The sequence below is a fragment of the Gardnerella nova genome (assembly GCF_049244055.1).
Lineage (GTDB): Bacteria > Actinomycetota > Actinomycetes > Actinomycetales > Bifidobacteriaceae > Bifidobacterium > Bifidobacterium vaginale_H.
In genome coordinates, this window is the sequence record NZ_CP058369.1 from 1,177,540 (window position 1) to 1,201,658 (window position 24,119).

Here is a 24,119-nt window from a genome sequence, read left to right on the forward strand (position 1 = left end):
TAACAGTTGAATAACAGCAAATAAAAAGCAAATAAAAAGCTGCACCGCTTTTTACCAGTTTGATTCAAATCGGTAAATTCGCGGTGCAGTTTTCTTATAACATCACCAGCAACGCAGCTCCAATCGCCCCACATTTTCCGGCAAATGTTCCAAAAAACCACCAAAACAACAACAAACGCCGGAAATTCTCCCGCAAATGTTCCAAAAAACCACCAAAACAACAACAAACGCCGGAGAAAATTCCCCGGCGTTTGTTGTCAAACTCAACTAAAGCAGCAACCAAAGCAGCCGATCAGCAGTAGTAGCCGTCGGCGCTAAGGCGCGCGTCAGGATTGAGCAGCATCGCCTTTTCTGCCTCGTGACCGTCGTAACGCGAGCCGTCCGGAAGGCGCGTGCCATCCTTAAGCAAGTGGCGATTTTCCACCGGCTCAAACAGCGGCGCGTGGCCCATCATGCCTTCCTCAAGCCTTCTCTGGCCCGCCGCCAAGCGAGCGTTTGCGCGTTTGCGCCACTCCTCCAGCGCCTCAGCACCAGCGGTAGCAGCCACAGCCGCCTCAAAAGCACCCGGGTGAACCAGCGCCACGAATCCGCTCACGTGGCCGAAGCCGAGCGAAGTGGCGAGCGCAGCCTTCACTGCACAAGAACCTGCACCAGCGGCACTTCCAACGCGCATCGGCTCGCGCAACCAAACCATGTGGTCGTCGTGCGCCAACTTAGGATCCACGCAATCAAGCGACGCATTCGCCGGAATTACGCCTGTTCTAAACAGTTGCGTCAAACCGTTGATTTGGAAGATGCACGCACCGCCCTTTGCGTGGCCGGTTAGCGTCTTTTGGCTGATTACGAACAGCGGGTTTCCGTCCGTGCGTCCGATTGCGTGCGCAAGAGTATTGTGCAGTTCGGATTCGTTCGGATCGTTGGCATTCGTGGAAGTATCGTGTTTAGAAACCACGGCAATATCGTCCGGAGTGACGCCGAGAGCCGCCAAATCACGCACGAACTTAGACTTGGCGCCTCCCATGCCCGCAGCCAACGCACCCAAGCCCGGGGCAGGTATGGAAGTGTGGATGCCGTCGGCGTAGGAGTGGATGAAACCAACCACGCCAGCAACCGGCAAACCGAGCTTAAGCGCAATATCGCCGCGCGTAACCAAAATCGTGCCGCCGCCTTGAGCTTCGAGGAAGCCGCCGCGTCTGCGATCGTTCGCACGAGAGAAGAATCGTGGGCTTATGCCCTTTGCGTACATTTCTTCACTATTAGCGGTAGCGTTCATATTGCCGAAGCCGACCACAGATTCCACGCCAATATCGTCGATTGCGCCGGTTACTACGAAGTCAGCTTTGCCGAGCGCAATCTTATCGACGCCTTCTTCGAGCGAAACAGCCGCAGTTGCGCAAGCCGACACCGGCTGAACCATATTTCCGTAACCGCCGATGTAGGTTTGCATTACGTGAGCTGCCACAACGTTTGGTAGCGCTTCTTGCAGCACGTCGGTTGGAATTTCGTGGTTAAGGAAGCGATCCAAGTACAGTTTTCGCATTGAGCTCATGCCGCCAAAACCGGTACCTTGCGTTGAGGCAACAAGCGAAGGATGCACAGACTGCAGAATCTCCGAAGGCGTGAAACCGGCGGAAATGTAAGCGTCCACGGTGGTGACGATATTCCACAGCGCAATCGTGTCGACGCTTCCAACCATCGAAGCTGGAATTCCCCACTTGAGCGGGTCGAAGCCCTTCGGGAATTGTCCGCCGACGGTTCGGGTCATTGCAGCCCTGCGCGGCACGCGAATCATGGAACCTGCCTTGCGTGTAACCGTCCACTCTCCCGACTCTGCGTCGCGAGCAATCGCAGTGTGTGCTTCGTCGAGTGCCACGTATTCGCGCGCAATCGTTTCTGTTGGCACGCTGAAAGTTACGTCGTGATCGAGGAAGATTTCCGCTTCTTCTTCGTTCGCACCTTCCTTGTAGTCGCCGCCCATGCCGGTTTCGAATGGTCGAATTCCGGAACGCGCCACTACTTCGTCAGCGTACTTTTCTGCTATATCTTCTTCTGGTACAAGCGTGCCGTCCGCATCGTACCAGCCCGGCTTTGGCGAGTCTTGCCAAGTGAGCAAGCCCATATTCCAAGCCAATTCCAGCACGGCTCCTGCGGAAAGTTTTACGGAACCGTCTTCTTTAATTCCGAGTTCCGCTTCGAAACGAGTGCGTCCTGAGCCCCATGGTCCAAGCTCGCCGACGGATACGATTACGATTTCGTCTTCTGGGCGAGCGGTTACGTTCTTCCAGTCGGCTAGGTTGACGCTCGGCTGAGTTGGTACGTAAGGCGTTGGGAGTGCTTTGTTGGTTGATTTTGCAGTTGATTCAGCAGCAGATTCCGCAGCTTCCGCAGCTTTTTCTGCAACTTCCGCACGCTTCTGATCTTCCAACGCTTCCGCACGAAGCGCATTCAGATCAAGCGGTTCCTTTCCTAATCCTCCCGTGAAGTCGACGTCCAAAGGCGCAATTGCCGCCTGCTCACGCGCTTCCTTCGAGCACAATTCAAGCAGACGATCTGCCATTTCTTGCGTCGAGTAGGTGGTTAATCCGTGACGCTCAACCACGGCAACCAACGGATCGTTTCCGCCCATTAAGCCGGTTCCGCGCACCCAACCGATCTTAGGGTGTGCGAAGGTTACGCGATTCGACCACACGCTTTCTGCATGCGCACGGTTCACAATCGCGTCGAACGCGCTCTTGACTTCACCGTAAGCGCCGTCGCCACCGAACATTCCACGGTTTGGCGAACCAGGTAACACAACGTGCATACGATGTTGCACATCCGTGTCGGCTCCAATCTGCGCAAATCCGGCGATTGCGCGTTCCACACCCCACAGCATTAATCGCGACTGCGATTCGAAAAGCGAACCGGAATCAGCCAAGGTGCCGTGAACTGGAGGTGCTGCGAACGGGAAGAACATGCTCGGCTCGTAAGCCGGCTTCAAAATTGTGGTGGTTGCGCCGCTCACTTTCTTTGAAACTGTGCCAACCCACTTCACAAGCGCGTCGACATCGCGGTAGCTGGACAAGTTTGCTGGCACAAGCCACAGTTTCGCACCCGTTGAAGCGTTTTCGCGATACGCTTGCTTTGCCCAAGACTTTACGCTCGGCTTGAAGCTGTGCGAAGTTGCAATAACGGTAGCGCCGCCCTTAAGTAGGCCTGTTACTACGCGAGCTGCGATTGAGTTTGGTGCAACGCCCGTAACAACCGCTACTTCTCCCGCAAAGCGAGTTGCGTAAGCTGCGTCTTCAGAAGCGTTGACTTTCGCAAGTTTAGTGCGCGCGTCGCAAGCGATAGCGTTAAATATGGTTGCGAGATTGTTGAGTTCGCGTGATTTTGCGAGACCAGCGAACCATTCGGCTTCAGAAGCTACAGACTCGCCGACGCCCAAGAAGCTGCCGAATTGACTGATAATTGCCGAAACTTCAGTTGGTTGCGCGTCTACATTTTTTACAGCATATTCGTAATACAAGCGTGCAACGTCTTCGCGAGCAGAGGCCCAACGGTCGTCGAAAAGAATCGCTTTTCGCTCGTCAAATCGAGGAGCCACTTGCTTTGGCCAATCCGCACCAAGCTCAGCTTCAACAGCAGCAACCACTGCCGCGTTTTCGTCGGATTCAGTTTCCGCTTGAGGCGCTTCAATGCCGAGTTTTGAAAGCACGAATTTGGCGGTTGCGGCGAGCACGCCGTCGGCGCCAACTACACGCTCTGCAAACGCGTCAAGTGCTGCGGAATCAACCACTGCACCACCCGAAGCGCCGGCAGCGCCCGGCTTGGAAACGTTAACGCCGTGAGCTTGTGCGACTTGCATGATTGCCGCGTCGATTAAGGCTTCGGCGGCTGCGGCGTTCTTTGCAGGCTCGGTTGCGAGCTGGGCCAGATTCTCGCCGCGTACGCTTGCGCCTTCGCGAGTTTGCAGCACGAGGGCCGCGAGCACGTGTGCGCGCCAGCCGTCACCGAGCTGCCAGACTTCCGAAATCCGCTTGTCGATTTGCGCAGGTTTTACACCGGCCGCACCAAAGAGCGCGCGCAAGCGTTCGCGCACGATGTCGGAGAGCACGGCACCGAACGCCTTGTAGCGTGGAGCAACCGAGTCAACGAGCTTTCGCAATGCGCTCATTGGGGCTTCTGCAGCGCCGTCCACACTCGCCACACCAAGCTCGGAGCTAATGTCCATGAGCAGCTGGTTTCTGCGTGAGGAGACGCCATTGGTGAGTGTGTCTGTGGTGTCTGCATCGCCGATTTGGTCGAGTCGAATCTTGGCGCTGTAGGCAATGAGCATGGAGATTGCGTCGGATGCTTTGAATGGCAAGTCTGCAACAGGCCCGCTTGCCACTGCGGAAGGCGCTGCAGAAACCGCTGCAGCCGCACCAGCCGCAGCCGGCGCCGCCGAAGCCGCCGAACTACCAGCCGCCGGCGCGCTCGCCGCAACCTCAGCCGCGCCAGCCTCCGGCGCATTATCCTCCTCATCAAACGCTTCCGGCACCAGCGAATCCGTGTCAGTCATATAAACGCGTCCCTCGTCGCGACCAACGTTATAAACTGTCACCTTTTCACTACTGAACTCCGGCAAAGCAAGCGTTTTCGCACCAAGATTTGCCAAAGTTGGAGCGTTTCCTAAACCAACTTCCACGTATTCTTCAACACCAAGCCCGCCGCGAGCGCGATCCGCAAACATAAGCGCCTGCGTTTCAATCCAACGAACCGGGGACGCAAACTGCCACGAAAGCAGTTCCGTAAGAAGCAATCTACCAAGCTTCTGCTCATCCTCTGCATAAGACTTCCAAGTGGTTTCGTCTTCCAAAGCCGCTTCAATACGCTCGGATGGCACCACGTCCAGAATCTTCTGCGCAAATTCGCGCGTAAGCTCGAACGGGCAGGCCACGAGGTTTGGAATGTAACGGTCTACGAGCACCGAGTAGTCAATGTGTTCCGGCAGAAGCGAGTCGAGCTTGTCGCGGAATTCCGGCACGCCCTTGCGCAGCAGACGGGAGTGGAACGGCACGTCAATTCCCGGCACGAGCATAAACGGAGGCTTTCCACCATACTCTTTCGCACGCTTGGAAGCGTCGGCTTGCAAAGCCTTCAAGCCCTTAATAGTTCCGGCAATTGCGTACTGTTGACCTGCCAAATTGTAGTTTACAATCTGCAAGAATTCGCCAGTAGCCTTGGAAATTCCTTCAACGTAAGCGTTTACGCCTTCGTCTCCAACTCCGAACTGGTTTGGTCGAAGCGCGCCCATGCGGTAGTTCGAGCGTCCTTGAGCGTCGCGCTCAATCAGATGGTGCATGGTAGAACCGCGATGGAACACTAATTCAAGCACGGTTTCGAGTGGAATAATTTGTGCGAAGGAGCTTAACGCGTTGTATTCGCCAAGCGAGTGGCCAGCAAAGTAGGCTGGCCAAATATCGCAGCCGGCTTCGCGAAGACGCGCGGTTTGCGCAAAAGCGACGGTTGCGAGCGCAACTTGCGTAAATTGCGTCAAATTAAGCAGTCCTTCAGGGTGACGATACGTTACACCGTGAGCTGTAAGTTCTTTTGGATTATCGCGCACAACAGCGAGGATTGAGAAGCCGAGTTTTTCGCGAGTGAGCTTGTCGGCTCGTTCCCAAGTTTCGCGTACCGCCGGGGACTTTGCGCGCTCGTCCAGCGACATTCCTTGCTTTTGGATACCCTGACCTGGGTATACGAAGGCTGCGCGTGGGGCGCGGGTAAGTGCGCTTGCTTTAGACACGATTTGTCCGTTAACGCGGCAGGTGACTTCCAAAGCGAGGCCGCCACGGCGAACTTTTCCTACGCGTTCGACGGTGATTTCTACTTCGTCGTCCAGCTGAACCATACCGTACATGTTGTAAGACCAGCCGATTAGCTCGTAGCGAGCGCCTTTTGCGTCCAACGCTTGAGCCACGTGCTGAGCGGTAGCAGACAGCCACATTCCGTGTACGAGAGGCGCGGAAAGTCCGGAAATTGCAGCTCCTCGTAAGGAAGTGTGGATTGGGTTGAAGTCGCCGGAAGTGCGTGCGAAAGCGGTCATATCGTGAGGCGCGCGCACAACTACTCTACGCAAAGCTCTGCGAGGTGTGTCTTCAATTTCGTAGCCGTGTAATTCTGCTGCGTCACCGTATTCGGCGGCAGGTTCCGGAAGCGCGTTGCTAAAGCTGCGTCCGCGGATTGCGAAACGTTCGGTTTCGTGCGCAAGTCGCGTACCGTCGGCTGCGGTGTGCACGATATGAATGGTGACAACGCGTCCGGAAGCGGATTCTGCATACGGCTCCGCCCAACCGAGCAAATTAATTCGCTTTCCAACGTACTTGCGGAAGTCTTCAGCGTCAACGTCAAGCTCAACCAGGTGATCCAAATGAACCGCGTTAAGCAAGCCCTCAATAATCGGGTAATCGTCAACCATTACCGAGCCTAGTGCCGAGTAAATTGTTGGCCAAGCAGGGCCGACTAAAGCGTCTGGCACAATGCGAGAAGCGAGAAGTCCGTCCGGCAAGCGGCCAGCAGTTGCGGATTCGTGGTCGATCCCGAGGTTTCGCGAGAAGGTATAAGACGAGCGAACTAAGCCGAATGGCGACTCAGCGTAGCCTTCTTCAACCAAATCTTCCGGCAATTGTGCCAAACTACCATCTTCTTTTACTCTTTCAACTTTTGGCATTGCGTCGAGCACATCTCCCGTAATCGCAGTATTTCCAATACCTGCGGTTGCGGCGAGCATTTCGTATACGTGCTTTGGAAGGCGAGCGCGGTCCACTACTGGAATGGTTCCTGCTCGGCTTGCGTCGACGGTTAGCGGAATTACAATATCGCGAACCGCATGCTTGCTGGTATCGCCACCATGCTTGCTGGTATCGCCACTGCGACTATCCCAGAAAGTGTCGAGTTTGATATCTAAATCGAGCGAAATTACGTCGTTATTAGTAGCGGTTACGTTGATTACGTAATTTTCGTCGCCTAATTTTGTGCCGTAAGCTGGATTTGCGGTTACGTGACCAACCCAAGAAATATTTGGGCAGGCACGAACGTAATCTTCAACGTTTGCGGCGGCGGCAATTTGGCTGAAGGCAACTTTTGCGCTGCTATTTTCAGACTTATTTTCAGCCTTATTCCCAGCCTTACTTTCAGACTTGCTTTCCGCACCCGCTTCCGCGCGACGTACCATTGCCGCTTCAAATCGTCCAAGAATATCCGCAATCGGCTCGTCCATAGTCGTAATACCAGCCACGGAAATAGGCCCCGGAATTACGCGCACAGCATCCGCCGAATATCGCGAATCTTCCGACTGCCAAAGCTGATCCTGACCCCACCAACGCAACAAATCGTTGTCAATAACCGGCACAAACGGCATTGGCTTCGGGTATTCGCGCACCAAAGTTGGGAACCACGCGGCATCCATTGGCACCACGTTCAGTTCGCGAGCCTGAGGTAACGCTTGCAAAAGTGCATCCAAAGCAGCTTGCGGATGCTCGCCAACTTCCGCACGAGACGGCAAAATCGACGCAAATTCGCCGGAATCCTGGCTCACCAATCGCGCTTCAATTCGCTGCAACAAGTGAAGATAACGATCCGCATACGTAGGATCCACCCACGGGTATGCCAAATCGAGGAAACGCTGAGCAAACTGAGCGTAAGTCATGCTTTCAAGGTCACCAAAATATGGTTTTGCGGTTGCGTTCAATGCCGCAATTACTTCGTCGCGGCGAGTTTCAAGCTCCTCCGGATGCTTCATCATGTGCACAAGAAGGCGTCCGCAGCGGGCAGAAGCGTTTTCCAACTCGTAAATGTCGGCGTGCAAATGGCTTAAGCCACTGGTCACACCGCCCACAACCTTGCCCGACGGCACCCAACGTTCTCCCAAAGGTGCGAACGGATCGTCGTCAAAACCTTCCACGCTCGCAGCTTTCGGCATCACAATTCCTGGCGTTTCAACCAGCATGCGCTTTACTGCAGGGCTGGTATGTGCTTCTTTTGCCGTCATTGCAGCCGTGCCAATCATCACAGCATCAACAGGCATATTTGGCAAACCGTATTCGCGCGCCCATTCGCCGGAAATGTAGTCGGCTGCGCGAGCAGGCGTACCGATTCCGCCGCCGGCCACAAGTACCAAATTATCGCACTCGCGCACCTGAGCGTACGTTGTCATAAGCAAATCGTCCAAAGACTCCCACGAATGGTGGCCTCCTGCAGCGCCGCCTTCAACCTGCACAATAATCGTGGCTGGAGCAACCGCCTTCGCAATACGCACAACCTGCCTGATTTGGTCAACCGTTCCCGGCTTAAACGTTACGTAAGGGAACCCATCTTTTTGCAAGGACGCTACTAATTCCTTAGCTTCGTCAAGTTCCGGAATTCCGGCAGAAATAACTACGCCGTCGATTGGAGCACCCGACTGCCTCTTTTTTGGTACGATTCGTTTCGAACCAAACTGCAAATTCCACAGGTAGCGGTCCATAAACATTGCGTTAAATTCGATAGTTGCGCCTTCGCGAAGCTGATTTTCCAGCGACTTCATATGGCGATCGAATACTTCCGCAGTTACCTGGCCGCCGCCGGCAAGTTCCGCCCAGTAGCCAGCATTCGCTGCAGCCGCAACGATTTCCGGTTCTACAGTAGTTGGGGTCATGCCAGCAAGGAGCACAGGGGCTTTGCCGGTAAGCTTGCTAAATTTGGTGAGAACTTTACGTCCGGAAGGAGTGTCGACTACTTGTGGCGCAAAATCAGCCCAGCAGCCAGTGCGCGCCGGCACGGAAGCCGAGTCAGCGGTTGAAAGTTCGGCGCGAGCGCGCATCGTGGCAGTTTCTACAACGCCAGCGCCCGTTCCTTGCACCAGCACGCCCGTAAGTTTTCCGAGCACTTCGCTAGGGCCCATATCCATAATCCACAGCGAACGCGCATTGTTTTGAGACACGACTTCGCCAATTTGTGCCGCCCAATCTACAGGCGTCACCAGCACAGCGTCCGCCAATTCGCGCGCAACCGCAGCGTTTAATCCTGCCTCGCGCGCCCAAGTTTCCACCTGCTCAACCGCAGATTGAAGCATTGGCGAGTGGAACGGCACGGTTACATCTAAATATTCCGCAACTGGCGCAAATACTGCGCCGCCACGCACCTTCATTTCGCGCAATTTCTTGGAACGTTTCGCCTCCTTCTGCGCTTCGTTCGCCACGGCTTCCATATCTTCCGGATATCCGGATAGCACCACGTGATTGTAAGCGTTGGTGACTGCGATTGAAATTTCACCACGAGTGCGTTCGACGCGAGAAATCAGCGCTTCCGCCTGCTTTTTGGTAACTCCCTTAAGCGAAAGCATTGGCGTTATTTCGCCGTCGCCCGTAATTTCCAGCATGCGTGACTCGCGGTCTCCTGCTGCGCCAATTAAGTAGGCAATTGCGAGAAGTTCTTCAATTTGTGGTCGCGCTTTTTGCCAGGATTTTGCTTTCAGACGCGCTTTTACCATTTCTGCTGCGATTACGCCTTGGGAATGTCCTAAAACTGCGCAAGGCTTGTTCACTTCAAAGTTGTAGCCGAGATTGGTTAAGTCGCGCACGGCACCAAGTTGCGCAAGCGTAATTCCCGGCACGCTGAGCAGCGCGTTCGCGGCGTGAATATGCTTATTTTCTAACGCATCGAACACGTTCATGTCGCCGCCAGCGTTTGCCAGCAGTTCTGCGTAGATTGGGGCGAGTAGCGCTTTCGCTCCGCTTTCGTATTCGTGGAGTTCCGCGTTTAATTCCGTGTCTTTGCCCAAGTCTCGCAAAGCTTCAACCCACGGAGTTGATTGTCCTGCGAAAACAAGCGCGTGCGGATCGTGAGCGAGTTGGTCGAAAATGTAGGTGGTCATGGTATTTCCTTCTCGTTGATATCCAATAATTTTTTATAAATTTTTATAAATTTTCGTAAGTTTTCGTAATTTTTTATAAAATTTCGTAACTTTTACATTGGTTGATTTCCGTGATGCTTGCCAGTTCTGGAAACTCGCTTTTTACTGCGCAAAAGCTTAAGCGAGCCGGCAATCATATCGCGCGTCTGCTCCGGATCAATCATGGCGTCAATTTGGCCCGTTTCCAACGAAAGATTCGCGTTTACGGTAGTCGCCTCATATTCGTCAACCAACCGTTTTCTCAGCGCTGCAACGTCCTGCCCACGCTCCTTCGCCTTCTGCAAATCCTTGCGGTGGATAATGTTTACGGCACCTTGCGCACCCAAAACCGCAATCTGGCTGGTCGGCCACGCGTAGTTCACGTCCGCACCCATCGACTTCGAGCCCATCACAATGTAAGCTCCGCCGAAAGCCTTGCGCAAAATCACCGTAACCAACGGCACCTGCGCATTCGCGTACGCGTAAATCACCTTCGCACCCCTGCGAATAATTCCGGCATGCTCCTGATCTGAACCAGGCTTGTAACCAGGGGTGTCAACCAAAGTGACCACCGGCAAATTAAACGCGTCGCACAATCGCACAAATCGCGCCACTTTTTCGGAAGAATTAACATCCAAAATACCAGCGTTTACTTTCGGCTGATTTGCCACGATTCCAACCGGATGCCCTTCAATGCAAGCAAAACCAACCACTGCCGAAGCAGCGTACAATTCCTGAACTTGCACAAACTCGCCGTAGTCTACAATCCTACGAATCACGTCGAGAACGTCGTAAGGCTGACGGTCGTTATCCGGCACGATATTCGCCAATTCTCGCGCAGTTTCGCGGTCAGCTCGCGTTGCAGCGTAGGCAAAAGTTGGAGGCTCAGACTCGCAGCTCGACGGCAAATAAGCCAAAACCGTGCGCGCGTAGTCGATTGCGTCAGCCTCATCCTCACCCAAGTAGTGAGCAACGCCGGAAGTTGCGTTGTGTACGAGGCCGCCGCCCAAATCGTCCATGCTAATAGCCTCGCCGGTTGCAGCCTTAACCACATCCGGGCCGGTGACGAACATGTTGGAATGTTCGCGCGTCATAATAATCAAATCCGTCAACGCAGGGCAATACACTGCGCCGCCGGCGCAAGGGCCAAGAATAAGCGAGATTTGCGGAATCAATCCGCTCGCTTCGCAAGTTTTTTTGAAGATTCGCCCGTATTGCATCAGCGCGTTCACACCTTCCTGGATGCGAGCGCCGCCGGAATCAATCACGGCTACAACCGGCACACGAAGCTGCAACGCCATGTCCAAAAGATGGCAGATTTTCTCGCCTTCAGCCTTGCCGAGGGTGCCGCCGCGCACAGAAAAGTCTTGCGCATACACGGCAACTTTGCGTCCGTAAGCCTCGCCAAAACCGGTGATTACAGCACATCCGGCCACGTCGTTGTTTATGTCGCCGCCGTTGAAGCGGCCGATTTCTACGAAGGAGCCGGTGTCGAAAAGCAAGTCGAGGCGCTCTCTTGCGGTGCCTTTGCCTTTGGCGTGCTGGCGCTCGCAGGCTTTTTGTTCGGCGTCGCGGGCGAGCTTTGCTGCGTGCTGGACGGCGGCTTTCCCTCGGCGAGGCTGCAAGTTGGCGGCGTTCGCAGCGTCGTTAAGAGCATTATCAGAAGCAGTTTTTGCCGAAATTTTTGTTTGTTCTTGCAATAACGCGCTCATTATTTTTGCTCTCCTTGCGACTTTTCAGAAGATTTTTCGGAAGACGTTGCGTTTTCGGAAGACGTTTCAGACTTTTCCTTATCCGCGCCCTTGTCTTCGCTCTTGTCTTCGCTACTTTCCGCACTTTTGCCTTCGCCCTTGCCTCCAGCAAGATCAATCGTCACCAATTTCGCACCAGATTCCACGCCGTCACCCGGACCAACAAAAATTCCGGTAACCGTGCCAGCAGCCGGCGCGTACACGTAATTTTCCATCTTCATGGACTCAAGCACCACAAGCAAATCACCCTTAGCAACCTGCTGACCTTCAGCCACGTTCACGCGCGTAATCACAGCCTGCATAGGTGCCGCAATCACGCCCGGAATCTGCTCCTGCTCCTCAGTTTTGTGAGTATCCCCGCGAAGCCCGCGCCCGCGCAACGGCTGCGAAGCTCTGGCGACGCTGCGAACGCGAGCGGAACCCGTCAAATTGTCCACAATATCGCGCGGAATCGTAAGCTTGACGCGCTTATTATCAACCTCAATAACGAAGGATTCCATTGCAGGCTGCTTATTTTCTGATTCGTCCACAGACTTTCCAGAAACCAAAGAAGCCGGCTGCCCACCCAGAGACGCTGCCGGAACGCGGTTCAAATACTTGCGTTCCAACCACTTAGTAGACACGTCAAAACTGTGATTTTCCGCCGTAAACTCAGGATCGTTAAAAATCTGCTCAAAAAGTTTCGCCGGAGTTGGCACGCCCTCAATGCAAAGTTCCTTCAAAGCGCGACGCACGCGAGCAACGGCAGTTTCGCGACTTTGCGCAGTAATAATAAGCTTGCCCATCATGGAATCGAATTTTGGCGACACGTTATCGCCAACTTCCACACCAAAGTCGACGCGAATACCAGGGCCAGAAGGCCACTTAATCTTCGTCAAAGTGCCGGAACTTGGAGTCAAATTCGTAGCAGGATCTTCCGAAGTAATACGCAACTCAAAGCTGTGTCCGCGAGGCTCCGGATCCTTAGTCAACTCGCCGCCGTCAGCAATATTGAGCTGCTCACGCACCAAATCGAGTCCGCTAACTTCCTCACTCACCGTGTGCTCAACCTGCAATCGCGGATTAACTTCAAGGAAGTAGACTTTATGCTGAGAAGTCACCATATATTCGCACGTGCCAAGACCAACGTAGTCAACAGCTTCAAATAGGTTACGAGAATATCGGTAAAGCTGCTCTTTTTCATCGTCGGTCAAGAACGGTGCAGGAGCTTCCTCAACCAGCTTCTGGTTGCGGCGCTGCACCGAGCAATCGCGCGTGGAATATACGGTGAAATTTCCGTGAGCGTCGCGACCGCACTGCGTTTCCACGTGGCGAGCCTTGTCAATAAAACGCTCAATAAAATATTCGTCTAAGTCGCCGCCCTGCAAAGCGTCGTGATTCATGTAAAAGCCGCGCAACTCGTCGTCGTTGTGCACAACAGTAATACCGCGGCCGCCACCGCCATCCGTGCGCTTCATCATCACCGGATAGCCGTGCGTTTGCGCAAATGTTAAAAGCTCTCGAATATCTTTTACAGGCTCCGAAATGCCCGGAACTGGCGGCACTTTCGCGCGCACAGCCACGCGACGAGCCGTAATCTTATCTCCCAAGTCAATAAGCGCTTCCGGACGCGGACCAATCCAAATTACGCCAGCATCATTAACTTTCTTCGCAAAAGACGCAACTTCCGAAAGGAATCCGTAACCAGGGTGCACAGCATCCGTGCCGCTTCTTTTAATAATGTCAAGAATTGCGTCCTCATTTAAGTAGGTATCGCGATATGTGTCTCCGGAAAGCGCGTACGCTTCGTCCGCCATTTCTACAAATTGTGCCTGCCGATCCGTTGGCGCGTAAATTGCGACGGTAGCAATGCCCATTTCGTGAGCCGTGCGAATAACTCGCAAGGCGATTTCACCGCGATTAGCGATGAGTATTTTTTTGATATTCGTAACCATACGTTACAAGATATTGGAAAAGTTGCGTTTTCGTATGAGCCAACATACACAAAAGCTTGCGCAAAATTTTGTACACTTCTCCAATGCTGATATTTTCTGCGGCTCGTAAGGTGATTAGCGAAACGGAAAACGTTTAACCGAAAGAAGGTTTTCATGACTAGCATGAATCAAAACAATGCAACTACCACCGCCACGGCAGCATCCACTGCAACCGTTGCAAATAAGCTGAAGACGGCCGCAGTCTGGCTCGCTAAGCCAGCGCTTCTCACTGTGCTTTTGGCACTTTCTACTATGGCTGGCGCTATTTATCTTCCTATTACGCCGGTGCCTATTACGTTGCAAACTCTTGTTTTGTGCATTATTGGTTTGACGCTGAGCTGGCGCGAAGGCGTGGCTTCCGTGGTGATGTATCTTGCCGTTGGTGCGGCAGGTTTGCCTGTGTTTGCTGGCTTTAGGGGCGGTTGGGCTGTTTTTGTAGGCCCTACTGCTGGCTTCCTTGTTGGTTTTATTTTTGGCGTTGCCGCAACTGCCGCTTTGAAGCGCGTATTTGACGTTGCTCTTGACGCAATGATGCCAGAACGCTCGTTTAAGAAGACTTTCGTGCGTTTCTGCACTTACGCTGTAGCATCTGTAATCGGCACAATCGTGATTTACGCATTCGGCATTTTTGGTCAGAGCTTACTTACCGGCATGCCGCTTTCTACTGCTGCCGCAACCTTGATTATCTTCATGATTGGCGATTTAATTAAGGCTTTCGTTGCGAGCGCGGCTTGCTCCGGCTTGTATAACGCGCTTAATAAGAAGCGTGCGTAACGACTAACCTCAAACCCTCCAAACGTTAGTTTCTTTACACGACTGTAAAGAAACTAACGAAATCTCGCTAAAAAGTGACAGTGACTTTACAGCGTTGTATAGAAACTAACGAAATATAACTCACAAGCGTTAGTTGCTTTACACGCATGTAAAGAAACTAACGAAATACCGCAGAAAAACGACATTTCCTTTACAGCAACGTAAAGGGAATGTCGTTTTGTATAAGAAAAAACTCCGGCAAATGTTCCACAAAACCACCAAAACAACAACAAACGCCGGAGTTTTCCCCGCAAATGTTCCAAAAAAAGGCCAAAACAACAACAAACTCCGGAGAAAAAACTCCGGCAAATGTTCCAAATCTCACTCTTCGTACGCAACGGCCTGCACATCGCCGCTTTTAACCACAATCTCCTCGCCAGACTCTTCCCGAATCGTAAGTGAAGCATCTTCCCCAATGCGCACAGCCGTTCCCGTCACAACGCGCCCGTCAACCGGATGCACATTCACTTTGCGACCAAGAGTCCAGCACACATCACTTAATTCTTTAAGCAAATCTGTAGCGTTACTTGGATAATCGCGCATAAAATCGCATAGCCGCGCCCGCAATCCCGCAACGATTTTCGCAGCAATCATATCTCGCAATTCTTCCGCTTCCGGCAGCGCTGTCATGTGCATTTGCAGCGAAGTTGCCATTTTAATCGGCAGCACTTCTTGCGGCACGTTGAGATTCAATCCGATTCCAAAAACCACTCCAACAACATCGTCGCGCCCCGGCACCGCCACAATTTCGGTTAAAATTCCACCTTCTTTGCAATCGTGCAAAAACACGTCGTTCGGCCACTTGAGTTTTAGCGTACATTCGCTGCCGTGCTGCGGCTCACTGGCACATTCCGCGAAGGTCTCAAGCAGCGCGTCTCTAGCGGCGAGGCCCGCAATTATTGGCAACCAGCCGTTTCGATTTTCGTCCATAACTATCGACTTTGGTAGCAAAGTTACGAAAGAAACCAAAAAACTTTCCCCTGGCCTGCTCACCCAAGCACGACCTAATCGCCCGCGTCCTGCCGTTTGTGCGTCGGCAACAATCGCAAATATTGTTGGCTTTCCGTCGGCTCTCGCTATTATTTTGCCTTGTTGTATCATTTCGCGCGCAATATTTTGCGTAGAATCGGTAATTGCGAAAAATTGTACAGAATCCGCTTCTGCAGCAGTTCGTGGCAGTACTGTCACACTTTGCGAAGAAAATGTAGTCATAGGTATAATTTACCTCAGGTTATGTGCTTATGCTCTGGTTGCTTCGGCTGTGTCGATAAGCCAGTTTTTATGAGCATATGTGCAGTTTTATTAAATTTTTAAGCAGGTGTTGATTATGAATAGCGCACGTAACACACGTAGCACAAATGACGCACGTAGCACGCGTATCGAATCCTGCGAATCCTGCGAATCTGCCAAAGCAACTACAAAACCCGGAAATTCTCCGGCAAATGTTCCACAAAACAGCCAAAACAGCAACAAAACCCGGAAATTCCCCCGCAAATGTTCCACAAAACCACCAAAACAGCAACAAACGCCGGAGTTTTTCCCGCAAATGTTCCAAAAAACCACCAAAACAACAACAAACGCAGGGAATTTTCCGGCAAATGTTCCACGAAACAGCCAAAATCCCAATGAACTACCACACAAATCTGCCCTGCCTTCGTCAATCGAGACGAAGGCAGACCTCGCTTGCGTTGAAAGCACCCCGTACTTTCAACTTGAGCAAGCTCGGCGCTCCGAGTTGCTTTCGCGCGCTAAATCGCAGCGCGAAAGCAGGTCGTCGCGCAAACTCACCTCTCGTATCGCCTGCTATATTTTGTGCGCACTTTTGTGCTCCCTCCTCGCCTTCGCCACTTGCATAGGACCGATTTTCAGGAACCAGGATCCGCAATTTCACCTGGGCACACTCGCCGATTTTTCCTGGATTAACGCGCTAATTTTCGTGCTCGCCTTAGCGATTTACGCGGCAATGCTGGCTACGCTGATCTATTACGGAAAGTGCGGCGCGATTCCTCCGCAATACGGCAAGTTCGCGAATTGGATTAGGCTACATTTGATTAGGCTACATTTAATTAGGAAAGGAAGCAAACGCAGCAAAGGCAAGGAAGCCAGCAAAGATAGCAGCAAAGATAGCAACAAAGATAGCAACAAAGGCGAGAAAGCTAGCAAAGTAGCCAGCAAACCAAATCACATTCTCCTACTTCTCTCTATCCTGAAGCCGCGCTTTTCTTCCGGGTTCCGCTGGTTCGTTACGCACGCCACGCGCAACCGCCGCAACCTGTTCCTCACCTTCCTCCTCGGCTGGCTGTGGGCGCCGGTTACTCTGCTAGCCGCATACGGCGCCGACATTTGCTCACAAATCCGCGAGTACAGTTGGGCTTGGAACCAAGTCACCGGCCTCAAACAGCCCTATATCGGCTTCTTCAGCTTCGTCCCCATGGATATTTACCCTACCGCTCACTACTTGTGGCCTGCGCAACCAACGTACTTAACTGACCAACACAACATAGTTCTCACTGTTATTTACGGCTCGGTTGCTGCGGTTTCGCGCTACTTTACGGATTCCAACGACGCGGGAATTGTGCTGCTAGCTTTAGCACAGTGCGTATTTGCGGCTTGGTGCGTAGCTGCTACAGCGCACCGTTTTTTGAACCGCCCGTGGCTTGCGGCAACGTCTAAACAAACGTCTAAACACACGTCTGAACAAACGTCTAAACAAACTCTTGAGCACAATCTTCAAACGCCATTATTTGCCAGATTTGCCGTACTGCTCATGTTTTTGCTTAACCCCCTGGTAGTATGCTCCACAATTGCGCTCACCAAGTCGCCGCTGTTCGCTTTCGCTTTTTTGTGGTGGTTTGGCGTAAATTACGAGCTGAGCCGCAGTTACGGCGCGGACGAGGCCAACGCCGGCAAAACCGTGCCACCAACCACGTCACCAACCACGCCACCAAAAACCCGTTGGCACACCGTCTTAGAACTAATTATTTCCGTGTGCGTTATGCTTATCGCCGCCAAATACGCGTGGTACATTCTGCTCGCACAGTGCGTGCTGCTCGTCATTTTCGATCGCAAACATCGACGCTTATGGCTGTCTTGCGTACTCGTGCCGACGCTGCTCATCCACGGCGCGCTCGTTTTTCTGATTTCTAGCGGCGCTATTATTAACGGCGACCCGATTGAGAGCCGCGGCATCCAGTTGCAGCAGATTGCGCGCATTGCGAAGTTGGATCCGCACAGCATTCCGCGTAGTACCAAACGCTTAATTGCGCCGATTTTTAATCTCGACCAAACCGCGGAAGCGTATAAGCCTTACGACGCCGACCCTGTGAAGTCTTCCGGCTTGCAGTCTAAGAAGGTGAGTTACCGTTGGCGTTACGTTACGCGCGATGATATTGCTCGCTTAAATCGCGCTTGGTGGATGATGGTAAAGCATAGTCCGCTGGTAGCGTTGGATGCGCTTATTGCGAAAACGTATGGTTATTTCGATATTTTCGATCGCCCGTACGTTGGTCCGGAATATTATATTGACACGGATAATATTCATAATTCCACGTGGATTAAGTATTGGAATCCTCGTTGGCGTACTCAGTTTGCGAGCGCGATTAGTTCGTGGAGTGATATACCGGTGGTGAGTTGGCCTATTCATGGTAATACGTTTGTGGTTGCGACGCTTATGTTGGGAGTGGCGGAGATTGTGTTGAAGCGTTGGCGTACATTGATATGGCATATTCCGTTAGCGTTGCTGGTTGGCGTGATGGTGCTGGCTCCGGCGAATAATTTTGAGCGCCATATGTTGCCGGTTGCGTTTGCGTTTGGTTTTATGCTACTTACTTTTTGGAGGGATACTGTTAGTCAATCGCGTTATAATAGTAAGGAATGTGAGGACTAAAGGCATACGATGGACGAGAAGAATTTGCAACAGTTTGCGCACAATGGTGACGCCCTTACTTCCGTCGTATCTTCTGAAAATTATACGAATGTTGCTGATGGTGGTGACGGTAACGAAATTAGTAACAGTAACGAAATTAGTAACGGAATTAGTAACGGTAACGAAACCGTGGATTTTCTTTCGCTCCTAGCCGGCGTGCAATCTTTATCAACTAATCAAGCCCACAATTTCGCTTCTAACGCTTCTACCACACCTAACGCTTCTACCACACCTACCGCTTCTAGTGAAGAATCTCAACTCAACGCTACCCCGGAAACTTCATTTTCAGCATCGCAGGAAGGTGGCGAAGAGAAGCGCCGTCACCATTTGTGGCATCGTCTTTCTACAAAACAGGATGGCAATAAATCTTCCGAAAGCAAAAAAGCAGACGAAGCCCCGCATTTTACGCCGCTTCCTAACGCTCCGAAGCCGTCGCAATCTCCTTCCGGCATTTTTGACGCCCGCGACGGCCAAATTTTCGACGCTACCACTCGCCTTCGCTTGCACACGCTGATTGCAACGTGTCTTATGAACGGCATTGACGATTCTCGCGTTAACGCTTTTATGCATTTGCTGCAGTGGCCTGACGCTCCAAAAATGATTGTTATTGCTGGAAGTTTTGGCACGAAGATCACTCCGGATGATGGTCCGAATCGAAAGCCAGCGCCTGCTACTCCCCCGGATAATACGGATGCGCTTCGTCGCAATATTTGGCCACAGTTGGGAAGTTGCAACGCGTACGATGCGATTGTGGAGCGTACGCAGCAGAGCGCGTTGCAGCGTATTGCGGGTGCGTGGAAAACGGTTCAGGCGGTTACGGGAAACACGGGCGAATTTGCGGCTCCTTCGCATATTATCATTCTTGCGGTGCGCGAGACGCCGAGCGATCAGGCTTTGGAAAAACTGTGCCAAGTTTTTGCTTCGTCGCGCGAAACTGTTTGCGTTAGCGGCGTGGTTGAGGGCGTTGAGAATGTTGCTTCCGCGCTCACTGCTACGCTTGCGGCCGTGGCGGTGGCCCCTGCAGTACAGCATTTGCCGCAGATTATTCGCGTGGATGATGTGCTGCCTGAGCGCGCGCTTATAGGAGACGTGACAGCTTTTGACACGTTGTATCACAAGGTGTATCAGAGTTTGGCACCTTATAATCACGACGACCCGACGCTGGCGACTATCGACATGTTCCTGCGTTTTGGCGGCGCGCTCGACCAAACTGCGCACGAGTTGAATGTGCACCCAAATACGGTGCGTTATCGTCTGCGTAAGGTGGCACAGACTACTGGCTGGGACGCTACGGACCCGCGCGCGGCTTACGTACTGCAGACGGCCATCACCATCGGCCGCATCCGCGACTCGCGCTCGCACATTATCTAGCTAAATCGTCGCCTCGCCAATCTTACGACATTCGCGCAGCGTGCCATCTGCACGAGTAACAAAAAACAGCCAACGCTCGCGCAGCGCGACGACCTGCCTGAGCGCTGCGATTTAGCGCGCGAAAGCAACTCGGAGCGCCGAGCTTGCTCAAGGTTGAAAGCACCGGTGTGCTTTCAACGCAAGCGAGGCCTGCCTTCGTCTCGATTGACGAAGGCAGGGCAGACTGGTGTGGAACATTTGCCGGAGTTTTTTCTCCGGCATTTGTTGCTACTTCGGCCATTTTTTGGAACATTCTCCGGAAAATTCCCGGCGTTTGTTGCTGTTTTGGCTGTTTTTTGGAACATTTGCCGGAGTTTTTTCTCCAGCATTTGTTGCTACTTCGACCATTTTTTGGAACATTTGCGGGAGTTTTTTCTCCGGCATTTGCGCGACGACCTGCTTTCGCGCTTTGAGCGTAGCGCGCGGAAGCAACTCGGAGCGTGAGCTTGCTCAAGTTGAAAGCACGGTGTGCTTTCAATGCAAGCGAGGTCTGCCTTCGTCTCGATTGACGAAGGCAGGGCAGATTAGTGTGGAACATTTGCGGGAGAATTTCCGGCATTTGTTGTTGTTTTGGTGGTTTTGTAGAACATTTGCCGGCAAATTCCCAGCATTAAAAAAAAACGCTGAGAAGCGCTCACAAAGGAGCACATTCTCAGCGCGTAAGCCTTAATACTTGACTTATTACTTCACAAAGCCCGTGCTTTCGCACAAACTACGCGAGCAATAAATCAGGCAGCGATGCTGGCAATATCAACCGGAACGCCAGGAGCCATCGTGGAGGTAACAGTTACCTTCGTGATGTAGCGACCCTTGATGGTGCTTGGCTTCAAGCGACGGATTTCGTCTGCAACAGCCTTGAAGTTCTCTTCAAGAGCCTTAGCATCGAAGGAGAGCTTGCCGAAGAGGAAGGACAGGTTGCCCTGGCGATCCACGCGGAACTCAATCTTACCGCCCTTAATGTCAGCAACAGCCTTGGCCACATCCATGGTCACGGTGCCAGTCTTAGGGTTTGGCATCAAGCTACGAGGACCGAGCACACGACCCAAGCGGCCAACCTTACCCATCATGTCTGGTGTTGCAACGACTGCATCGAAGTCAAGGAAGCCACCGGCAACCTTTTCGATAAGCTCGTCATCACCAACGATGTCGGCGCCAGCTTCCTGAGCCTCAGTAGCCTTTGGGCCACGAGCGAACACCAAAACCTTAGCGGTTTTACCGGTGCCGTTTGGCAAGTTAACAACGCCACGAACCAACTGATCAGCCTTGCGAGGATCCACGTTAAGGCGCATAACAGCCTCAACGGACTCGTCGAAAGCGTGCTTTGGCATGCTCTGCAACAAAGCGATAGCTTCAGCTGGGGTGTACAGGTTATTGCGGTCGATCTTCTCAGCCGCTTCACGATACTTCTTAGAACGCTTAGCCATTTCTACACTCCCTTTCAGTCGGTAACGGTAATACCCATCGAGCGAGCGGTGCCCGCGATGATCTTCATACCGGCCTCGACGTCACGTGCGGAGAGGTCAGGCATCTTAATTTCGGCGATTTCGCGCACCTGAGCCTTGGTCACAGAACCAACCTTGTGAGTCAATGGATTCTCGGTGCCCTTCTGAATACCGGCAGCCTTAAGCAGCAAAGCAGCGGCTGGTGGGGTCTTCAAAATGAAGGTGAAGGAACGATCTTCGTAAACGGTGATCTCAACTGGGACGATCTGACCCATCTTGTCCTTCGTCTGGTCGTTATAGGCCTTGCAGAAGTCCATGATGTTCACGCCGTGGGAGCCTAATGCTGGGCCCAGTGGTGGGGCTGGATTTGCCTTACCAGCCTGAATCTCGAGCTTAATAAGCGCGGAGACTTTCTTTTTCGGAGCCATAATATGGTTCTTCTTTCTTGTACAAGCGGTTCAAACGGTTGCTGCGAACGCTAATACAGTCGCTTATAGTCGCTTCTTACAGAAGTAAAGCACTTACGAAACGTTGCTATAAAGCCGTTTTGCAGCTTCCTCCCGCATCTTGTATTGCTGTGCTGTGCTAGCGGATTCCTCCTCCAGTCACAAGCCTTCCTATTATGCCACATCTTCGCGACACGCAGACTTACGAAAGCTGCAACTACATTTGCGCAACTATCTTTGCGCAACAGTAAAAGTTGGAAGTCTACTCCCAAGTTGCAGCTACCTTCACACATACCTTCGCGCGCTACACCAATCCACACATATAAAGTGGTAATATTACGCAATTTAAATCTTTCCTAACGCTAAGTTGTTTAGGAGCAAACACATAACTCGTTCCAATTCTTTTCGAAAACTTATTCTTAAATTTATCAAGAGAAACTGTTTTAAACACATTCCCAGATTTAACTTCAATAGGAGATATGCGCATTTTGCCAGCAGAATCCTGAAAAGCTTTAGAAATCAAAAAATCTATTTCCATAGTATTTTCCGAATTTTCTTTATCTCTATTTGAATAGAAAAATAGGCGATGCCCAGATGCTATCAGCTGTTGCGCAACAACGTTTTCAACTAGCATTCCTTCATTAATTGAGATTTTTCCAAATAAAATTTCTTTATACAGATTATTAGACGCAATACTACTATCTGAAAGTATCATAGAAGTCAACAACCCGGTATCAGCCATATAACATTTTACTAACGCATCATCCGCATTAAGGTTCAGACCCACATTTGGATCTGTAGATTTGTAGCAATTATTTGTAATACTCGCATCCGAAAGCCAAAAAAACGCATCCTTGTAGTCACGCATACGAGCATTTTTACCCAAGGAAGTAATCCTATACCTTTTTTCATGCTTAGAAAGCTGTGCCGGTATTCCATCAAACACAGCCATAACTTTCATTTCATACCCTTTTGCAAATTTTGCAGCATCCTGCCTATAGAGTGAAAGAATACGACGCTTAACCCTATCTACTCGAGCAAAATCTCTCGAATCAACATATTCATTTACAGACTGCGGCATGCCACCAACTAACATATATTCTCTAAAAAGTCGCATTGCTTTTTTATGTAAAGCATCCGGCAAAGGATTTAACTCATTAAATGAATTTTTAATAACTTTCGATAGATTTTCTTCTCCACAAGCCCACAGAAATTCTTCAAAATCAAGAGGATACATGCGTTCTTCTTGTTCTTCAGACGGAATCACTATTGTTTCAACATTATGTTTAATAGACAATAACGAACCAGTCTCTATATAGTCGTATCTACCATCTGCAACTAATTGTTTTACAAATTCTCTAGCCTGCGGGAAAAATTGCACTTCGTCAAAAACCATTACCGATTCACGGTTATAAAGTTTCACACCATATAATGCAGATATGTACGTAAAGAAAGTGCTTAAATCTGAACGATAATCTTCAAATAGCTGAAGCGCATCTTTTGATGCTTGCGAAAAATCAATAAGAATATAAGACTTGTACTCGTTCCTCGCAAACTCTTCAACTAAAGTGCTTTTCCCAACTCTGCGAGCACCTGTTACTAAAAGCGCTGTTGAACCGCAATCAGCATTCTTCCAATCGAGCATTTTTTGATAGAATTTTCGCTTTAACATACAACACCACTTTTAATTAACACAAAACCATTGAAAATACTATTGTTTTATAGTATATATTTCACGAAAATCAATGTCAATTTATGCCAGATTTTCACGAAATCAAAGGTAAAAATATGCCAAATTTTCACGAAAATCAAGGGTATTAACGAGATTTGAGACTTGCGCGGCTACCTTTGCGCGGCTACCTTTGCGCAGCCATCGCATTAGATAATTCGTTAAGTACAGCGTTTCTAGTCCACGCACTCGCAGTCATATTCCTGCGCTTCGCATCAGCTTCGATTAAATGCCAAACAGTATCACTTAACCTAACAGTACGCGGTTTCAATGGTTGAGTTTCATCTTCCCAAGCTCTTCCGTCAAACTTTGTAATAGTGGCACCAGAAAAATTATCTTCTGCTTCCTCAGCCCACTTATCAACAACATCGTCAGTAATAACGAACCCATTTTCCGCAGTATACGTATTCTTACTCATCTCACATCCCTTATCTCTTGTAAAAATCCCTTTGTAAGACGATTCGCATGAATTATAAGTATTGCGTTGTTTTCAAGCTTTACAAAAACAAGCTCTATTTCATGCCCATCGCTATCAAATCCTATTGTTGCCCATCTCGGCGGTTCTGCAATACGGTCTCTATATCTAATAATTGCACCATTTGATCCAGTTTCGTACGCCTCAATGATTTGCTTATTTGCAAGTCCATGAGTGCGAGCATGAGGATGAATAATAATGCGCATACACTACAGCATACACTACAGCATACAAATCAACAATTAAAGAAAAACAATAGA

General features: G+C 51.1%; 15 protein-coding genes. 4 read left to right on the forward strand and 11 right to left on the reverse strand.

Translation table 11 applies throughout. The features are described from left to right. Positions 1-59 precede the first annotated feature (59 nt). Positions 60-302: a hypothetical protein gene (locus HXT56_RS04670; RefSeq protein ID WP_421777887.1), complete on the forward strand. Its 243-nt coding sequence runs from the start codon at positions 60-62 to the stop codon at positions 300-302. Here the strand turns inward: HXT56_RS04670 and HXT56_RS04675 are convergent. From HXT56_RS04675 to HXT56_RS04685, 3 genes are all read right to left on the reverse strand, one after another. Further along, complete coding sequence (locus tag HXT56_RS04675; protein ID WP_421777888.1) at positions 293-9,877, reverse strand: fatty acid synthase subunit beta domain-containing protein; 9,585 nt, start codon at positions 9,875-9,877, stop codon at positions 293-295. The two genes, HXT56_RS04670 and HXT56_RS04675, sit on opposite strands and share 10 nt — an antisense overlap. Before the next feature lie 92 nt (positions 9,878-9,969). Beyond that, positions 9,970-11,607 (reverse strand): acyl-CoA carboxylase subunit beta, encoded by a 1,638-nt coding sequence (locus HXT56_RS04680; protein WP_421777889.1) that lies wholly within the window; start codon positions 11,605-11,607, stop codon positions 9,970-9,972. Continuing rightward, on the reverse strand, positions 11,607-13,580 hold the full coding sequence (locus tag HXT56_RS04685) for a biotin carboxylase N-terminal domain-containing protein (protein WP_421777890.1): 1,974 nt from the start codon (positions 13,578-13,580) through the stop codon (positions 11,607-11,609). The genes HXT56_RS04680 and HXT56_RS04685 overlap by 1 nt, the downstream gene beginning before the upstream one ends. Before the next feature lie 153 nt (positions 13,581-13,733). Here HXT56_RS04685 and HXT56_RS04690 point away from each other — a divergent pair, with 153 nt between their 5' ends. Then, complete coding sequence (locus HXT56_RS04690; RefSeq protein ID WP_116712015.1) at positions 13,734-14,393, forward strand: biotin transporter BioY; 660 nt, start codon at positions 13,734-13,736, stop codon at positions 14,391-14,393. Between the two features lie 360 nt (positions 14,394-14,753). Here the strand turns inward: HXT56_RS04690 and HXT56_RS04695 are convergent, their stop codons facing one another. Together HXT56_RS04695 and HXT56_RS04700 are read right to left on the reverse strand one after the other, a co-directional pair. Beyond that, on the reverse strand, positions 14,754-15,644 hold the full coding sequence (locus HXT56_RS04695) for a biotin--[acetyl-CoA-carboxylase] ligase (protein ID WP_421777891.1): 891 nt from the start codon (positions 15,642-15,644) through the stop codon (positions 14,754-14,756). Positions 15,645-15,734: 90 nt separating this feature from the next. Next, positions 15,735-16,073 (reverse strand): hypothetical protein, encoded by a 339-nt coding sequence (locus HXT56_RS04700; protein WP_421777892.1) that lies wholly within the window; start codon positions 16,071-16,073, stop codon positions 15,735-15,737. Between the two features lie 154 nt (positions 16,074-16,227). Between HXT56_RS04700 and HXT56_RS04705 the strand changes: the two genes are divergently transcribed. Continuing rightward, entirely contained in the window at positions 16,228-18,318 is a 2,091-nt protein-coding gene (locus HXT56_RS04705; RefSeq protein WP_421778494.1) for a DUF6020 family protein, read from the forward strand. Between the two features lie 9 nt (positions 18,319-18,327). Then, a complete protein-coding gene (locus HXT56_RS04710; RefSeq protein WP_421777893.1) occupies positions 18,328-19,728 on the forward strand; it encodes a helix-turn-helix domain-containing protein in 1,401 nt (466 codons plus the stop codon). Between the two features lie 22 nt (positions 19,729-19,750). On the opposite strand, the gene HXT56_RS04715 is transcribed toward HXT56_RS04710, so the two are convergent. From HXT56_RS04715 to HXT56_RS04740, 6 genes are all read right to left on the reverse strand, one after another. Further along, positions 19,751-20,326 carry a hypothetical protein gene (locus HXT56_RS04715; RefSeq protein WP_421777894.1) on the reverse strand — a complete coding sequence of 192 codons (576 nt, stop codon included), beginning with the start codon at positions 20,324-20,326 and terminating at the stop codon, positions 19,751-19,753. Between the two features lie 169 nt (positions 20,327-20,495). Continuing rightward, positions 20,496-21,191 carry a 50S ribosomal protein L1 gene (gene rplA, locus HXT56_RS04720; protein WP_004106273.1) on the reverse strand — a complete coding sequence of 232 codons (696 nt, stop codon included), beginning with the start codon at positions 21,189-21,191 and terminating at the stop codon, positions 20,496-20,498. 14 nt (positions 21,192-21,205) lie between these two features. Then, positions 21,206-21,637 carry a 50S ribosomal protein L11 gene (gene rplK / locus HXT56_RS04725; protein WP_004118588.1) on the reverse strand — a complete coding sequence of 144 codons (432 nt, stop codon included), beginning with the start codon at positions 21,635-21,637 and terminating at the stop codon, positions 21,206-21,208. 322 nt (positions 21,638-21,959) lie between these two features. Continuing rightward, complete coding sequence (locus tag HXT56_RS04730) at positions 21,960-23,327, reverse strand: ATP-binding protein (RefSeq protein WP_421777895.1); 1,368 nt, start codon at positions 23,325-23,327, stop codon at positions 21,960-21,962. Between the two features lie 184 nt (positions 23,328-23,511). After that, positions 23,512-23,802: a hypothetical protein gene (locus HXT56_RS04735; protein WP_421777896.1), complete on the reverse strand. Its 291-nt coding sequence runs from the start codon at positions 23,800-23,802 to the stop codon at positions 23,512-23,514. Then, positions 23,799-24,065: a hypothetical protein gene (locus tag HXT56_RS04740; RefSeq protein WP_421777897.1), complete on the reverse strand. Its 267-nt coding sequence runs from the start codon at positions 24,063-24,065 to the stop codon at positions 23,799-23,801. The genes HXT56_RS04735 and HXT56_RS04740 overlap by 4 nt, the downstream gene beginning before the upstream one ends. Between the last annotated feature and the right edge of the window lie 54 nt (positions 24,066-24,119).

Excerpts from the sequence above, each read along its gene's own strand:
- rplA (WP_004106273.1), bottom strand. The coding sequence starts at position 21,191 with ATGGCTAAGCGTTCTAAGAAGTATCGTGAAGCGGCTGAGAAGATCGAC.
- HXT56_RS04680 (WP_421777889.1), bottom strand. The coding sequence starts at position 11,607 with ATGAGCGCGTTATTGCAAGAACAAACAAAAATTTCGGCAAAAACTGCT.
- HXT56_RS04685 (WP_421777890.1), bottom strand. The coding sequence starts at position 13,580 with ATGGTTACGAATATCAAAAAAATACTCATCGCTAATCGCGGTGAAATC.
- HXT56_RS04675 (WP_421777888.1), bottom strand. The coding sequence starts at position 9,877 with ATGACCACCTACATTTTCGACCAACTCGCTCACGATCCGCACGCGCTT.
- HXT56_RS04730 (WP_421777895.1), bottom strand. The coding sequence starts at position 23,327 with ATGTTAAAGCGAAAATTCTATCAAAAAATGCTCGATTGGAAGAATGCT.
- HXT56_RS04695 (WP_421777891.1), bottom strand. The coding sequence starts at position 15,644 with ATGACTACATTTTCTTCGCAAAGTGTGACAGTACTGCCACGAACTGCT.
- HXT56_RS04690 (WP_116712015.1), top strand. The coding sequence starts at position 13,734 with ATGACTAGCATGAATCAAAACAATGCAACTACCACCGCCACGGCAGCA.
- HXT56_RS04715 (WP_421777894.1), bottom strand. The coding sequence starts at position 20,326 with ATGCCGGAAATTCTCCCGCAAATGTTCCACACTAATCTGCCCTGCCTT.
- HXT56_RS04735 (WP_421777896.1), bottom strand. The coding sequence starts at position 23,802 with ATGAGTAAGAATACGTATACTGCGGAAAATGGGTTCGTTATTACTGAC.
- rplK (WP_004118588.1), bottom strand. The coding sequence starts at position 21,637 with ATGGCTCCGAAAAAGAAAGTCTCCGCGCTTATTAAGCTCGAGATTCAG.
- HXT56_RS04740 (WP_421777897.1), bottom strand. The coding sequence starts at position 24,065 with ATGCGCATTATTATTCATCCTCATGCTCGCACTCATGGACTTGCAAAT.
- HXT56_RS04710 (WP_421777893.1), top strand. The coding sequence starts at position 18,328 with ATGGACGAGAAGAATTTGCAACAGTTTGCGCACAATGGTGACGCCCTT.